Annotated in this window: 17 protein-coding genes and 1 pseudogene; 15 read left to right on the plus strand and 3 right to left on the minus strand. The window is 60.3% G+C overall.

Features of this window, described 5'->3' with window-relative positions:
- The first annotated feature begins 90 nt into the window (after positions 1 to 90).
- The 3 genes from pabB (at position 91) to FX984_RS11765 (ending at position 2,322) form a co-directional block, all read left to right on the plus strand.
- On the plus strand, positions 91 to 1,434 hold the full coding sequence (gene pabB, locus FX984_RS11755; protein WP_092355427.1) for an aminodeoxychorismate synthase component I: 1,344 nt from the start codon (positions 91 to 93) through the stop codon (positions 1,432 to 1,434).
- A gap of 229 nt (positions 1,435 to 1,663) precedes the next feature.
- Positions 1,664 to 1,966, plus strand: coding sequence for a type II toxin-antitoxin system HigB family toxin (locus FX984_RS11760; RefSeq protein ID WP_053132719.1), 303 nt, complete (start codon positions 1,664 to 1,666; stop codon positions 1,964 to 1,966).
- Complete coding sequence (locus tag FX984_RS11765; RefSeq protein ID WP_027603663.1) at positions 1,966 to 2,322, plus strand: helix-turn-helix domain-containing protein; 357 nt, start codon at positions 1,966 to 1,968, stop codon at positions 2,320 to 2,322. The genes FX984_RS11760 and FX984_RS11765 overlap by 1 nt, the downstream gene beginning before the upstream one ends.
- Before the next feature lie 50 nt (positions 2,323 to 2,372).
- Here the strand turns inward: FX984_RS11765 and thrH are convergent, their stop codons facing one another.
- On the minus strand, positions 2,373 to 2,990 hold the full coding sequence (gene thrH / locus FX984_RS11770) for a bifunctional phosphoserine phosphatase/homoserine phosphotransferase ThrH (RefSeq protein ID WP_027603662.1): 618 nt from the start codon (positions 2,988 to 2,990) through the stop codon (positions 2,373 to 2,375).
- 151 nt (positions 2,991 to 3,141) lie between these two features.
- Here thrH and FX984_RS11775 point away from each other — a divergent pair, with 151 nt between their 5' ends.
- From FX984_RS11775 to FX984_RS11785, 3 genes are all read left to right on the plus strand, one after another.
- Positions 3,142 to 3,876, plus strand: coding sequence for a phosphoadenylyl-sulfate reductase (locus tag FX984_RS11775; RefSeq protein WP_027603661.1), 735 nt, complete (start codon positions 3,142 to 3,144; stop codon positions 3,874 to 3,876).
- A 469-nt stretch (positions 3,877 to 4,345) separates the two neighbouring features.
- Positions 4,346 to 5,875, plus strand: coding sequence for an NCS1 family nucleobase:cation symporter-1 (locus FX984_RS11780; protein ID WP_027603660.1), 1,530 nt, complete (start codon positions 4,346 to 4,348; stop codon positions 5,873 to 5,875).
- 13 nt (positions 5,876 to 5,888) lie between these two features.
- Complete coding sequence (locus FX984_RS11785; protein WP_027603659.1) at positions 5,889 to 6,617, plus strand: aspartate/glutamate racemase family protein; 729 nt, start codon at positions 5,889 to 5,891, stop codon at positions 6,615 to 6,617.
- Between the two features lie 13 nt (positions 6,618 to 6,630).
- On the opposite strand, the gene FX984_RS11790 is transcribed toward FX984_RS11785, so the two are convergent.
- On the minus strand, positions 6,631 to 7,554 hold the full coding sequence (locus tag FX984_RS11790; protein ID WP_146476752.1) for a LysR family transcriptional regulator: 924 nt from the start codon (positions 7,552 to 7,554) through the stop codon (positions 6,631 to 6,633).
- 126 nt (positions 7,555 to 7,680) lie between these two features.
- Between FX984_RS11790 and FX984_RS11795 the strand changes: the two genes are divergently transcribed.
- Positions 7,681 to 8,427, plus strand: a complete 747-nt coding sequence (locus FX984_RS11795) for a 3-oxoacyl-ACP reductase family protein (protein WP_027603657.1) — start codon at positions 7,681 to 7,683, stop codon at positions 8,425 to 8,427.
- Positions 8,428 to 8,475: 48 nt separating this feature from the next.
- On the opposite strand, the gene FX984_RS11800 is transcribed toward FX984_RS11795, so the two are convergent.
- Positions 8,476 to 9,165: an HAD-IA family hydrolase gene (locus FX984_RS11800; RefSeq protein WP_098478907.1), complete on the minus strand. Its 690-nt coding sequence runs from the start codon at positions 9,163 to 9,165 to the stop codon at positions 8,476 to 8,478.
- Positions 9,166 to 9,424: 259 nt separating this feature from the next.
- Between FX984_RS11800 and FX984_RS11805 the strand changes: the two are divergent.
- The 8 genes and pseudogenes from FX984_RS11805 to FX984_RS32710 all read left to right on the plus strand — a co-directional run.
- A pseudogene (locus tag FX984_RS11805) lies at positions 9,425 to 9,676 on the plus strand (type II toxin-antitoxin system RelE family toxin); the annotation flags it as partial.
- Complete coding sequence (locus FX984_RS11810) at positions 9,660 to 9,986, plus strand: helix-turn-helix domain-containing protein (protein ID WP_027603655.1); 327 nt, start codon at positions 9,660 to 9,662, stop codon at positions 9,984 to 9,986. The pseudogene FX984_RS11805 and the gene FX984_RS11810, both read left to right, overlap by 17 nt.
- Before the next feature lie 49 nt (positions 9,987 to 10,035).
- Complete coding sequence (locus tag FX984_RS11815; protein ID WP_027603654.1) at positions 10,036 to 10,401, plus strand: DUF2784 domain-containing protein; 366 nt, start codon at positions 10,036 to 10,038, stop codon at positions 10,399 to 10,401.
- A 56-nt stretch (positions 10,402 to 10,457) separates the two neighbouring features.
- Positions 10,458 to 11,036 carry a DUF4337 domain-containing protein gene (locus FX984_RS11820; RefSeq protein ID WP_027603653.1) on the plus strand — a complete coding sequence of 193 codons (579 nt, stop codon included), beginning with the start codon at positions 10,458 to 10,460 and terminating at the stop codon, positions 11,034 to 11,036.
- Positions 11,037 to 11,106: 70 nt separating this feature from the next.
- Positions 11,107 to 11,766 (plus strand): M24 family metallopeptidase, encoded by a 660-nt coding sequence (locus FX984_RS11825; protein WP_092355441.1) that lies wholly within the window; start codon positions 11,107 to 11,109, stop codon positions 11,764 to 11,766.
- Positions 11,767 to 11,783: 17 nt separating this feature from the next.
- Entirely contained in the window at positions 11,784 to 12,137 is a 354-nt protein-coding gene (locus tag FX984_RS11830) for a gamma-glutamylcyclotransferase family protein (protein ID WP_027603651.1), read from the plus strand.
- A 77-nt stretch (positions 12,138 to 12,214) separates the two neighbouring features.
- Positions 12,215 to 13,255 (plus strand): DMT family transporter, encoded by a 1,041-nt coding sequence (locus FX984_RS11835; protein WP_146476753.1) that lies wholly within the window; start codon positions 12,215 to 12,217, stop codon positions 13,253 to 13,255.
- Positions 13,256 to 13,645: 390 nt separating this feature from the next.
- Positions 13,646 to 13,843 (plus strand): short-chain dehydrogenase, encoded by a 198-nt coding sequence (locus tag FX984_RS32710; RefSeq protein WP_081744370.1) that lies wholly within the window; start codon positions 13,646 to 13,648, stop codon positions 13,841 to 13,843.
- Positions 13,844 to 14,109 lie beyond the last annotated feature (266 nt).

The raw sequence follows: 14,109 nt of genomic DNA on the forward strand, positions 1-14,109 counted from the left end.
ACTGTCTATCCCCGACATCCCCCCTAGGAGCAAATCCTACGGGGGACTACAATCCCTCTCCCCCCGCGCCATTGGCTGATCCAACCCCGCATGTCGACCTGCTCCGTACACCCATTGCCCTACCGGGCCAACCCCGCCGAGTATTTTGCGGCGATTCGCCACGCTCCCGGCGCGGTCCTGCTCGACAGCGGCCGCCCGGCGGCCGAGCGTGGGCGTTACGATCTGCTCAGCGCCTGGCCCGACGCAACCTTGACGGTAGCGCCTGACGAAAGCGGCGCTGCTTTCCTGCAACGCTTGCGGGAAAACCTGACGCGACTGGGTGAAGCCACAATTCCTGCCGGTTTGCAGTTGCCGTTCGCCGGTGGCTTGATCGGCTACCTGAGCTACGACTTCGGTCGGCACCTGGAGCCCATGCCGCACCTGGCGGTGGATGACCTGCACCTGCCGGACGCGCGCTTCGGGCTGTACGCCTGGGCACTGATCAGTGACCACCAGGCCCGGAGCAGCCAACTGGTGTTTCACCCCTCGCTGGCAGACAGCGAACGGCAACGGCTGATCGCGTTGTTCAGCCATGGGGCGGTCGACACCTCTGCGACGTTCAAACTCCAGGGCCCGATGGCCCCCGACCTCAGTGCCGAGGCCTACCGCCTGGCCATCGTGCGGATCCAGGATTACATCCAGGCGGGCGACTGCTACCAGGTCAACTTCGCCCAGCGTTTCCGCGCGCCGTGCCTGGGTGATCCCTGGGCCGCCTACTGCGCGTTGCGCGAAGCCTGCCCGACGCCGTTTTCCGGGTTCCAGCGCCTGCCGGACGACGGCGCAGTGCTGAGCCTGTCGCCGGAGCGTTTCGTGCGCATCAGCGAGCGCCACGTCGAGACCCGCCCGATCAAAGGCACCCGCCCCCGCGGCCTTACGCCGGAAGAAGACGCGGCGAATGCCGACGAACTGCTGGCCAGCCCCAAGGACCGCGCCGAGAACCTGATGATCGTCGACCTGCTGCGCAACGACCTCGGCCGCACGTGCCGCACCGGCTCGGTCAATGTGCCGGAATTGTTCAGTCTGGAAAGCTACCCCAATGTGCACCACCTGGTCAGCAGCGTGACCGGCACGTTGGCCGACGACAAAGATGCCCTCGACCTGATCGCCGGCAGCTTCCCCGGCGGCTCGATCACCGGCGCGCCGAAGATTCGCGCGATGCAGATCATCGACGAACTGGAGCCCACACGCCGTGGGCTGTACTGCGGTTCGCTGGTGTACCTGGATGTGCGCGGCGAGATGGACAGCTCCATCGCCATCCGCAGTTTGCTGGTCAAGGATGGCCAGGTGTGCTGTTGGGGCGGCGGTGGGATCGTGGCGGATTCGCAGTGGGAGGCGGAGTACCAGGAGTCGCTGACGAAGGTGCGGGTGTTGTTACAAACGCTGGAAAGCCTGTAGCGCACAGTGCCTTCCTGGCTCTCAGACGCAGCGCCGGGCAGTAGAAAAAACCTGAATCAGAACCGCAGTAGACGTAGTTGAACTTCGGAAGATAGCGTCCGGCTTCAACCGTCCACCCGCCGTCTGTGAAGGATCACATGAAGCGACTGCCTACCCGTCAGGAAATATTTCCGAGATTGCCCCCCCTCTCAACCGCGCCTATCATCTCCCAAATTGGGAGGTTGCAGCGATGCGAATAATCGCCCTCTCGACCTTACGAATATTCTGGGAAAGCCAACCCGCCTATATCGATGCAAAGGCACCGCTTATTGAATTGTATCGCCATATGGAAAAGGCCATTTACCCAACGCCACAAGCACTCAAGGCAGCGCTCAGGACCGCGAGCATTCTCAAAGGTGGCAGGGTTGTATTCAACGTGGGCGGCAACAAATATCGAGTGATCATGGCGATCGATTACCAGCGACAGCTTGGGTTCATACGGTTCGTAGGGACTCATGCGCAGTACGACCAGATAAATGCGGAGACCGTGTAATGAACATCAAACCCATACACTCCCAGGAAGACCTCACTGCGGCACTCGCGCGGGTGCAGCAGCTCTGGGGAGCGGACATCGGCTCGACTGAAGGCGATGAGCTGGAAATTCTTGCAGTACTCATTGAGAAGTACGAAGCCGAACATTACCCAATGCCACCCTCTGATCCGGTGGAAGCCATTAAATTTCGCATGGAGCAACTGGGCATGACTGCCCGCGACCTGGAGCCATTTATCGGCACCAGCGGACGGGTGTCAGAGGTGTTGAACCACAAGCGCAAGCTGAGCCTGTCGATGATCAAGCGGCTGCATGAAGGCTTGAGTATTCCTTATGAGCGGTTGCTTGCAGAGGGCTGACAGGAACATAGGCAGTGGCTTTACCCGCCCCATCAGCCCGGCCGAAAAAATTAAAGGCTCAACGGCCGATTCGAAGCCTTGATGAATTCCTTCTTCAAATCTTCAAACGTATGCACCGCCGGGAATTGCGGGAACTCGCGGATCACGTTCTCCGGCGCATGGAACAGAATCCCACGGTCGGCCTCGCCCAACATGGTGGTGTCGTTGTAGGAGTCGCCCGCGGCGATCACGCGGTAGTAGAGGGTCTTGAACGCCAATACCGACTGGCGCTTGGGGTCTTTCTGGCGCAGTTGGTAGCTGACCACGCGGTCGTTTTCGTCGGTGATGAGACGGTGGCACAACAAGGTCGGGAAGCCCAGCTGGCGCATCAGCGGCTGGGAGAATTCGTAGAAGGTGTCGGACAGGATCACCACTTGGAAGCGCTCGCGCAGCCAGTTGACGAACTCGATGGCACCGTCCAGCGGCTTGAGGGTGGCGATCACTTCCTGGATGTCGGCGAGCTTGAGCCCGTGTTCGTCGAGGATGCGCAGGCGCTGCTTCATCAGCACGTCGTAGTCGGGAATGTCCCGGGTGGTGGCCCGCAGGGATTCAATGCCGGTTTTTTCGGCGAAGGCGATCCAGATTTCCGGCACCAGCACCCCTTCCAGGTCGAGACAGGCAATTTCCACAAGACACTCCCATTAGATGTTGTTAGTTGAGCGAGCAAAAGGACTGCCGAACTCTAGCGATTCAAGCCCGCCGCCGCAACGCAGGGCGGATTTTGATACCATCGCTCCCCTATAGAGCGCTCAGCGCCATTGACCTGTAGGAACCGTCCTGATGAACCAAGCCTTCGACGTCGTTGAACTCGCCACGACTTATGCCAACAAGTCTGCCCAGGACATTCTCAAGCTGGCGTTCAGCCAGTTCGGTGATGACCTGTGGATTTCCTTCAGCGGCGCCGAGGATGTGGTGCTGGTGGACATGGCCTGGAAGCTGAACAAGAACGTCAAGGTGTTCAGCCTCGACACCGGTCGCCTGCACCCGGAGACCTACCGGTTTATCGAACAGGTGCGCGACTTCTACAAGATCGACATTGAACTGATCTCGCCGGACCAGAGCAAGCTGGAACCCTTCGTCAAGGAGAAAGGCCTGTTCAGCTTCTACAAGGACGGCCATGGTGAATGCTGCGGCGTGCGCAAGATCGAGCCGCTGCGCCGCAAGCTTTCCGGCGTCAGCGCCTGGGCCACCGGCCAACGCCGCGACCAGAGCCCAGGTACCCGCAGCCAGGTGGCGGCGCTGGAAATCGACACGGCCTTCTCCACCCCGGAACGTACCCTGTACAAGTTCAACCCGCTGGCGCAGATGACCAGCGAGGAGATCTGGGGTTACATCCGCATGCTGGAGCTGCCATACAACAGCCTGCATGAGCGCGGCTTTATCAGCATCGGCTGTGAGCCGTGCACCCGGCCTGTGCTGCCGAACCAGCACGAGCGCGAAGGGCGCTGGTGGTGGGAGGAAGCCACACAGAAGGAATGCGGGCTGCATGCCGGGAATATCATCAGCAAGGCTTGAAGTTGATGCTGTAAAAAATGTGGGAGGGGGCTTGCCCCCGATAGCGGTGGGTCAGCCAGTTCAATAGTTGCTGACACACTGCAATCGGGGGCAAGCCCCCTCCCACATTTTGTCTTGTGCTGAATGTTAGAGATGTACACATAGATGTAACCATCGGTGCCATTTATGTGTGCAATTTCTCTTCAGCCGCACCATAACGTAACACCTCTCCCCTCCCGTCGATTGACCTGGCGAATCACAGGCTGACAGCGCAAAAATAAATAGCTGTTCAATCGGTCAATTTATATTTCTTCAAATTCAGCCAGTTATTTAACTAACCTATAAAAACGAAATTACCCAGAACGTTCATAGATCCAAAGCTGGCACGCATGTGGCTTAAGGTGAAATACGCTTTGTATACAATAAATACAAAACCTACATACACTTTGCCATCTGCAGCGCCCCGGCAGATGTGCTGGAGCCTGCCGGAATGCGTACAAGCCTCTCGAACAACATCGCACTGGATCTGCCCTCCTCCGCCCTGAACCCGGACGCCGCGAGCCCCGGCCCCCTGGTGCTCAGCCCGCGCCTGCACAACAAGGACCTGGCGCCCACCAAGATCGAAGGCCGACGCTGGGGGCGCTACAGCATCTTCGCGCTGTGGACCAATGACGTGCACAACATCGCCAACTATTCGTTCGCCATCGGTCTCTACGCGCTGGGCCTGGGCGGCTGGCAGATCCTGTTGTCCCTGGGCATCGGCGCGGCGCTGGTGTACTTCTTCATGAACCTGTCGGGGTATATGGGCCAGAAGACCGGCGTGCCGTTTCCGGTGATCAGCCGCATCAGCTTCGGCATTCACGGTGCGCAGATCCCGGCGTTGATCCGCGCCGTGATCGCGATTGCCTGGTTTGGTATACAGACGTACCTGGCGTCGGTGGTGTTCCGCGTACTGCTGACGGCGATTCATCCGGGCTTTGCCGACTATGACCACAACTCGATCCTGGGATTATCGACTCTGGGTTGGGCCTGTTTCGTGGCGATCTGGTTCGTGCAACTGGTGATCCTGGCTTATGGCATGGAGATGGTGCGCCGCTATGAAGGCTTCGCCGGACCGGTGATTCTGCTGACGGTGGCGGCGCTGGCCGGTTGGATGTACTTCCAGGCCGGCGGCAACATTGCCTGGTCGATCCGCGAACCGCTGAGCGGCGGCGAGATGTGGCGCAATATCTTTGCCGGTGGCGCGTTGTGGCTGGCGATCTATGGCACGCTGATCCTCAACTTCTGCGACTTCGCGCGCTCTTCGCCGTGCCGCAAGACCATCCTCGTCGGCAACTTCTGGGGCCTGCCGGTGAATATCCTGGTGTTTGCCGCCATCACTGTGCTGCTGTGCGGCGGGCAATTCCAACTCAATGGCCGAGTGATCGAAAGCCCGACTGAAATCATTGCAGCCATCCCCAATACCTTCTTTCTCGTGCTGGGCTGCCTGGCGTTCCTGATCGTCACCGTGGCGGTGAACATCATGGCCAACTTCGTCGCGCCGGCCTTTGTGCTGAGCAACCTGGCGCCCAAGTACCTGAACTTCCGCCGCGCCGGCTTGATCAGCGCCACCGTGGCCGTACTGATCCTGCCATGGAACCTCTACAACAGCCCGTTGGTGATCGTGTATTTCCTCTCCGGCCTGGGCGCGCTGCTGGGGCCGCTGTACGGGGTGATCATGGTCGATTACTGGCTGATTCGTAAAAGCCAGGTGGACGTGCCGCAGCTGTATAGCGAAAACCCGAATGGCGTTTATTACTACAGCCGTGGGGTGAATATGCGTGCCGTGGCGGCGTTTATTCCTGCAGCCGTGATCGCCATCCTGCTGGCGCTGTTGCCCGGATTTGCCAGCGTCTCACCGTTTTCCTGGTTGTTTGGCGCCGGTATTGCAGGGTTGCTGTACCTGCTGATCGCCAAGCGCCAGCCGTTCTACGCCGATGTCAGCGGCGAAAGCATTGCCGTCGATAACGTCAGTCACTGAGTAAGGACATTCCATGCGTATCCTTGTGGTCAACGTCAACACCACCGAATCCATCACTGAAACCATCGCTCAGCAGGCGCGGTCCGTGGCCTCGCCGGGCACCGAGATTGTCGGGCTCACGCCCTACTTCGGCGCGGAGTCGGTGGAGGGCAACTTTGAAAGCTACCTGGCCGCCATCGCCGTGATGGACCGGGTGATGGCCTACGACCAACCGTTCGATGCGGTGATCCAGGCCGGCTACGGCGAGCACGGCCGGGAAGGCTTGCAGGAATTGCTGAATGTGCCGGTGGTGGACATCACCGAAGCAGCAGCCAGCACCGCAATGTTCCTGGGCCACGCCTACTCCGTGGTGACCACCCTGGACCGCACCGTGCCGCTGATCGAAGACCGCCTGAAACTCGCCGGCCTGTACCAGCGCTGCGCCTCGGTGCGCGCCAGCGGCATGGCAGTGCTGGAACTGGAAGAAGACCCGCTGGCCGCCATGGAAGCCATCGTGCGCCAGGCGGAACTGGCCATCCGCGAGGACAAGGCCGAAGTGATCTGCCTGGGTTGCGGCGGCATGGCCGGGCTGGATGAGCAGATTCGCCAGCGCACCGGGGTGCCGGTGGTGGATGGGGTGACGGCGGCGGTGACCATTGCCGAATCCCTGGTGCGGCTGGGGTTGTCGACGTCGAAGATCCGCACTTACGCGACGCCACGCCCGAAGCAGGTGATTGGCTGGCCGACTCGGTTCGGCCGCTGACCGGCACCTGCTTTCAGATTGCGCTGAACCTCTGGCCCAGCTTCTTCTCGGCAAACTGCTCGATGATGAAATCCACAAACGCCCGGGTCTTGCCGGGCAGCAGTTTGTGCTCGGCGTAGTAGATGGAAATATTGCCGTCGTCGACACACCAGCCGGGCAACACGCGCGCCACCGCGCCACTGTCGAGGAACGGCACGGCCATGGGCATGCTCACCAGCGCAATCCCCAGGCCCTGGGCGCTGGCACAGCAGGCGGCTTCGGAGTCGCTCATGGTCATGCCGGGCTTGAGCACCAGCGGGCGGTGTTCACGTTCGACACTGGTCAACTGCCAGGAGCGGATACGCCCGGTTTGCGGCGAGCGGATCAGAATGCCCTTGCAGCGCGACAAGTCTTCGGGCTCGCGCACCGGCGGGCGCTGCGCCAGGTAACCCGGCGAGGCCACCAGCACCCGATGCGCCGGCGCCAGCTTGCGCGCCACCACCCCTTGGGGCAGCTCAAAACCGCCACCTATAGCGGCATCGAAGCCCTGGCCGATCAGGTCCACCTGGCGGTTATCGAAATGCCAGTCCGGGCTGATATCCGGAAAGCGCGCCATGAACGCCCCCAGCAACGGCACCACATAGCGATTGCCAAACACCGTGCCCATGCTGACCTTGAGCGTGCCCACCGGCCGGCCTTCGGCGCTGGCCAGGTTAGCCACGGCATTCTGGATGGTGGTGAGGCTGCCACTGACTTCGGCCAGGAACAACTTGCCGGCTTCGGTCAGGGCCAGACGCCGGGTGCTGCGCTGGAACAGCCGCACGCCGAGGCGCACCTCCAGCTTGGCGACGCTTTTGCCGACCGCCGCCGGGGTCAGGCTCAGGTGCCGGGCGGCCTCGGCAAAGCTGCCACCTTCAGCGCTGCGCACGAAGCATTCGATACTGCCAAAGCTTTCCATGTCGCCCCACTCTAAACTTTTGGTTTACACAGACTATAGCAATCACGGTCTACCGGCAGCGGCGAGCGAGGTCGATACTCGGCTCCAACAACAGGGCATTGCGCCTTGAATGACCAGGAGATCGACATGACCACACACAACCTCAGCGGCAAAGTCGCCTTGATCCAAGGCGGTTCCCGCGGCATCGGCGCCGCCATCGTCAAGCGCCTGGCCGCCCAGGGTGCAGCCGTTGCCTTTACCTACGTCAGCTCGGCCGCCAAGGCTGAAGCCCTGCAGCACAGCGTGATCAGCGAAGGCGGCAAAGCCCTGGCGATTCACGCCGACAGCGCCGATGCCACTGCGATCCGCAACGCGGTCAACGCCACCGTGGAAGCCTTTGGCCGCCTGGACATCCTGGTGAATAACGCCGGCGTGCTGGCCATCGCACCGCTGGAAGACTTCAAGCTGGAAGACTTCGACCAGACCCTGGCGATCAACGTACGCAGCGTGTTTATCGCCACCCAGGAAGCCGCCAGGCATATGGGTGAAGGTGGCCGGGTGATCAACATCGGCAGCACCAATGCCGAACGCATGCCGTTTGGCGGTGGTGGCCCGTACGCAATGAGCAAGGCGGCGCTGGTCGGTTTGACCAAGGGCCTGGCGCGGGATCTTGGGCCGCGTGGCATCACGATCAATAACGTGCAGCCTGGGCCGGTGGACACCGATATGAACCCGGCAAACAGTGATTTTGCCGAGAGCCTGATCGGGTTGATGGCGGTGGGACGTTACGGGCATGTGGAAGAGATTGCCAGTTTCGTGGCGTATCTGGCCGGGCCGGAAGCGGGGTATATCACCGGTGCCAGCCTGACTATCGATGGTGGGTTCAGCGCATAACCCAATGTGGGAGCGGCTTGCCCCCTCCCACAGGTTGACCTTGTTGGTTCAGGAGATGGGCGGCAGGCCATAGGCCGCCAGGTCGAAATCCGCAAGCTTGCGGATGATCTGGTCGGCATGCTGGTACTTGCTGTCGGCCATGGCCTCATCGGGCACGGCGATGGCGGTCATATGGGCGGCCTTCGCCGCCGTCACACCAAACGGCGAGTCTTCGAACACCAGGCAATCCTCGGGCGCAACGCCCAGGCGGCGAGCAGCAGTAAGGAAGATGTCCGGCGCAGGCTTGGCGGCGCCGACTTCCGGGTCGTCAGCGGTGACGATGGTGTCGAACAAACCAAACCACTCGCGGTGCAGGGTAGTCTTGTGGCCAAACGAATTGCGCGACGAACTGGTGCCCACGCCAATCGGTATGTTGTGCGCCTTCAAGTGCCGCACCAGCGCCTCCGCGCCGGGCATGCCCAAGGCCTTGGGAAAGCGCTCGCTCATCAGCGGCTCGCGAATTTCGAGGAATTCAGCCGGGGTAATCGGCAGGTCCAGCGCCTTGACCACATAGTCGGCCAAATCCTGGGCGCCGCGCCCGATGATGTGCTGCTTGATGCCCCAGTCGTAGGTTCGTCCGTAGCGTTCAGCGATGATCTGCGTGACTTCGGTGTAGATGCCTTCCGTATCCAGCAATAACCCGTCCATATCGAAAATCACGGCCTTGATCGGACCGACTGCGGTACGCGGTGCATTCATCACTACAAACCCTGGAGGAAGGACTAAATGGATTCAGCACAATAACGGCCTGGGTTGCCTGCAAGCAACCTTCGCGGCCAGGTATTGAGTCGGCACACGCCTGCAATCTGTGTGCGATCAGTGATTCATACCGCGCAACAGTTTTACCCGCTCGCGTGCCATGCGGCCGTCTAGGGTTTGTAGGAACAGAGCGTTCGGCCGATAGCTCTCCTCTGAAAAATACCCCTTGCAAACCTTATAAAAGACTTATTAACTTCTGATGAACTCAATCCACTGGACCCGAAAAGCCGTCAAGCAATTGCTTCGATTGCATTCGTATCATCAGCAACAAGTGCGTGATGCCGTCTTCGTACTTGAACGCATGCCCGACGCAGTCAACGTCAAGGCGTTGGTCAACCACCCCTGCGGTTACCGATTAAGGGTCGGGAGTTACCGAGTCCTTTTCGACTGGGACGGCAATATCCAGGTAGTCAGCATTCAAGAGGTCAAGAAACGTGACGAGCGAACCTACTGCCATACAGATCATCCACAATACGGAGGGCAAGCCAGCGTTCGTGGTGATCCCTTATGAACACTATCTGGCCCGGCAGAACGATCCAAACCTCATCCCCCACGCGGTCGTCAGCCGCCTGGTAGATGGAGCCACTCCGATCCGAGCCTGGCGCGAACACCTGAACCTGACCCAGGAAGAAGTCGCCCTACGCCTGGGGATTTCCCAATCCGCATTTGCCCAGCAAGAGGCGGTGAACAAACCTCGCCGGACGACGCGGGAAAAGATTGCCAAGGCATTTGGCATTAACGCCGCTCAGCTCGAGCTATAAGGTCAACCGGGACAGTCCGCGCCTTCCAGCCACTTAAAAGCGAAACCCTATGCTCTATCGTCTAGCCGCAGACAGCCTCGTGCTGTTCCACCTGTGTTTCATCCTGTTCGTACTGTTTGGTGGGCTGCTGGCCCTGAAATGGCGCCCGGTTATCTGGCTGCACCTGCCCGCCGCTGCGTGGGGCGTGGCGGTCGAAGTGTTCCACCTGCCCTGCCCGCTGACCCGCTGGGAAAACCTGTTTCGCCACCTCGCCGGGCAGGACGGTTATGGCGGTGGGTTTATCGAGCATTACATCCTCACGCTGATCTACCCGGCCGGGCTGACGCCACAGATCCAACTGGGCCTGGGCGGGTTGGTGCTGGCGATCAATATCGCGGTGTATGTGCGCTTGATCAGGCGTTACGTACAGGCTTGAGACAGCTTCTCTGGTGAAGAATCAGACTCCCTCAGTCCCTTCACCGGCGCGCCCCCATGTCCGAAGCCTTCGAAGTCCCCAGCCCCCACGAAAAACACCTCGAACACACCACCGAACATGCCCACGCCCGTGGTGACAGTTTCGCCAGCCGCATCGCCGTCATGACCGCGCTGATGGCCACCCTCGGCGCCATGCTCAGCTACCAGGCCGGCTCCACCGAGAGTGAGGCGGCGATGGACAAGAACAACGCGGCCATCATCAAGACCGACGCCGCCAACCAATGGAACTACTACCAGGCCAAGTCCAGCCGACAGAACCTGGCGGAACTCGCGACCCATATTCCCGGTGTGGATGCCGCCCATTACAAGGATGAGATCGAGCGCTACAAAAGCCAGAAGGAAGAGGTACGCAAGCAAGCGGAAAAACTGGAAGCGACCTCAAAGGAATGGGATGAAAAATCCGAGCAGGCCCTGCACCAGCATCATCGCTGGGCCCAGGCGATGACCGCGATTCAGATCGCGATTTCGCTGGCGGCGATTACGTTGTTGACGAGAAGGGAATGGTTGAAGCGCATGTCCTATGCGGCGGCGGGTGTGGCGGTGGTGCTAGGTAGCCTGGCCTGGCTGCATATCTAGCAATTTTACTTGGGCGCGTTGCACTCATCGCTATATAGTAAATGGCATAACGCTACCCAAGGAGAGACCGGTGTCCGCACAACCCAAAGAAGCCGTGGGCGCCGCCTACAGCATTGAATCCATGCGCTATGCCCAGGCCATGACCTGGCAAGCCATCGACCACCTCGCCCAGCGCATCCGCCCCGGCATGCTGGAATCCGAAGCACGCGAATTGGGCAAGCACGTGCTTGCCGAACTCGACATGCAACGCATCTGGCACCCGCTGCTGGTGCGCTTCGGCGCCAACACCCTGAAGACCTTCAAACAACGCTCCGATGGCGACCCGGTGCTGGGCGACAACGACATTTTCTTCATCGACATGGGCGCCGTGTGGCAAGGCCACGAAGGTGACGCCGGCGCGACCTTCGCCACCGGCAACGACGCGGACATGATTGCCTGCGCCCACGCCGCCAAGGCGCTGTTCGACCGCGTGCAAGCGCGCTGGAAAAACGACCAGGTCGTCGGCCTGGAGCTTTACCGCTATGCCGAAGAACAAGCCCAGGCCATGGGCTGGCAACTGAACCTGGACATCAAGGGCCATCGCGTCAGCGACTTCCCCCACGCCATCCATCGTGGCGGCGACCTGGGTGACTTCGAGCACTACCCGAATGCAGGGCTATGGATCCTGGAAATCCAGCTCGCCCACCCGACCAAGCCCTACGGCGCCTTCTATGAAGACTTACTCGCCTGACCGTTAAAGGAACAGAAATGGAACGCTCCACTGAACACTCTGTGCTGTTGTTTTCCTACGGCACATTGCAGGACAAAACCGTGCAACTGGCCAACTTCGGGCGGGAACTGGCAGGCCGACACGATGCAATGCTGGGCTACGCACAAAGCTGGGTAGAAATCACCGACCCGCAGGTACTGGCCAGCAGTGGCAAGACCCATCACCCGATTGTGCAACCTACCACCGAGGCGGGGGCGCGTATTGAGGGGATGGTGTTTCAGATTTCCGAGCAGGAACTGGCGGCGGCGGATGCGTATGAAGTGGCGGACTACAAGCGCATGGCTGTGACGTTGGCGTCCGGGCTGACGGCGTGGGTGTATGTGCAAGCCTGAAGATGACGTTGCCCAAATCGCCCAAGCTTTAACCTGAGCCCGCGACGTATCATGGGCCAACCTTTCGAGAATGGCCCATGAACCTCAGTATCTTCTACGCACTCGCCGCCGCCGCCCTGTTCGGCGCCAGCACCCCGCTCGCCAAACACCTCGGCCTGGGCCTCTCGCCCGTGCTGCTCGCCGGCCTGCTCTATCTTGGCAGTGGCGTCGGCCTCGCTGGTGTGCGCGTGATTCGTGATCGCGGCTGGAAACCCTCCGGGCTAACCCCTTCGGAATGGCCCTGGCTGCTCGGCGCCGTCGCATTCGGCGGCATCCTCGGGCCCGTCGCGTTGATGTTCGGCCTGACCCGCACCGCCGGCGCCACCGCCTCCCTGATGCTCAACCTGGAATCGGTGCTGACCGCCGTTGTCGCCTGGGTCGTGTTCAGGGAAAACGCCGACCGTCGCATCGTCCTGGGGATGATCGCCATCGTGCTGGGCGGCGTGGTGTTGTCAGGGGCCGACGGCGGTGGCACCAGCCATGACTGGACGGGGCCGCTGGCGGTTGCCGTGGCGTGCCTGTGCTGGGGGATCGATAACAACCTGACGCGCAAAGTGTCTGCGTCGGACGCGCTGTTTATCGCCGGGGCCAAGGGGTTGATCGCGGGGCTGGTGAATGGCGGGTTGGCGCTTTATCTCGGGGCGCGGATCCCGGGCATGGCGCAGCTGGCGCCTATCTTGCTGGTGGGTTTTCTGGGCTATGGCATCAGCCTGGTGATGTTCGTGCTGGCGTTGCGCGGACTGGGCAGTGCACGCACGGGGGCGTATTTTTCGACTGCGCCGTTCCTGGGGGCCGCGATTGCGCTGCTGTTGTTGGGTGAGTCAGTGACGCTGGCGTTCTGGATTGCCTCAGCGCTGATGGCCGTGGGGGTTTGGCTGCACCTGACGGAGCGGCATGCCCATGAACATCAGCATGACGCGACGGAACACGGGCATCGGCATGTGCATGATGAACACCATCAGCATGAGCACGGGTTTGCGTGGGATCCGGCGGAACCCCATAGCCATGTGCATGTGCACAGTCCGCTGAGGCACAGCCATGCGCATTTTCCGGATGTGCATCATCGGCATCGGCATTGAGGGAGCCCCCACTACCCGACGTAGCGCTGTCGCGCAGCAAACGGGGACCTTTGTGGCGAGCGGGCTTGTCGAAGCGTCGCACCGCCCGCGTTGGGGTGCGAAGCGCCCCTGATGAAGACGAATGAGGTCTATCAGGCACTCCTCTGCGCCTGGTTTTGGGGCTGCTGCGCAGCCCAACGCGGGGCAAGCCCGCTCGCCACAGGAATGCGGTCGCCTGAAATTGCTTATGCAAGGCTCAAGACTTTAGGATGAAATATTAAATCTTAAAAATCAGTAAGCTATTTTAAGTTTGGTAAGCGATGTATTGCACAGCAGCAATAGATTTGAGCAACTTCCTACAAAGCCCTCAGAAGCGCCACTCCTGCTCTTTTTGTCGACACCACCGCGCCTCTGCAGATACTGCTCGATGCCGCGACATATCGACTTCACGCCGTCACCCAAGTCCTGGAGAACCTCGTACTACACAGTGAAATCAGCTGCGATGCCGTTGTTCTGAGCGATTTTGCATTGCTCTGCTCAATCCCTCTACGAGACGGATGCGATTTGCTGGATGTCATAGGGCGACGGATGGATGTGGCGGGCGCGTGATTTAATCCTCACAGACTTTTTCAGAATCCGAAAATTACAAAACCCTGGTTTCTTTCGAAATCAGGGGTTTTGTTTAAAAATCAAATAAATCTTTCCGCTTTTCCTTGTAAAACCAGAGTGCCGGGAGCCGGTAGGCCACTCTAGGGGGGATTGGTTTCCGGAGCCCGAAAAAAGGCCCCCGCACCAGGTCAAAGTGTGGGGACCCTTTTTACATAAGCGGCGTTATTCGTAATGCGTCCAGATGAATTTTTGAAAGCCAGCTATCG

It is taken from the genome of Pseudomonas marginalis, from assembly GCF_008692035.1.
Taxonomy (GTDB): Bacteria; Pseudomonadota; Gammaproteobacteria; order Pseudomonadales; family Pseudomonadaceae; genus Aquipseudomonas; species Aquipseudomonas marginalis.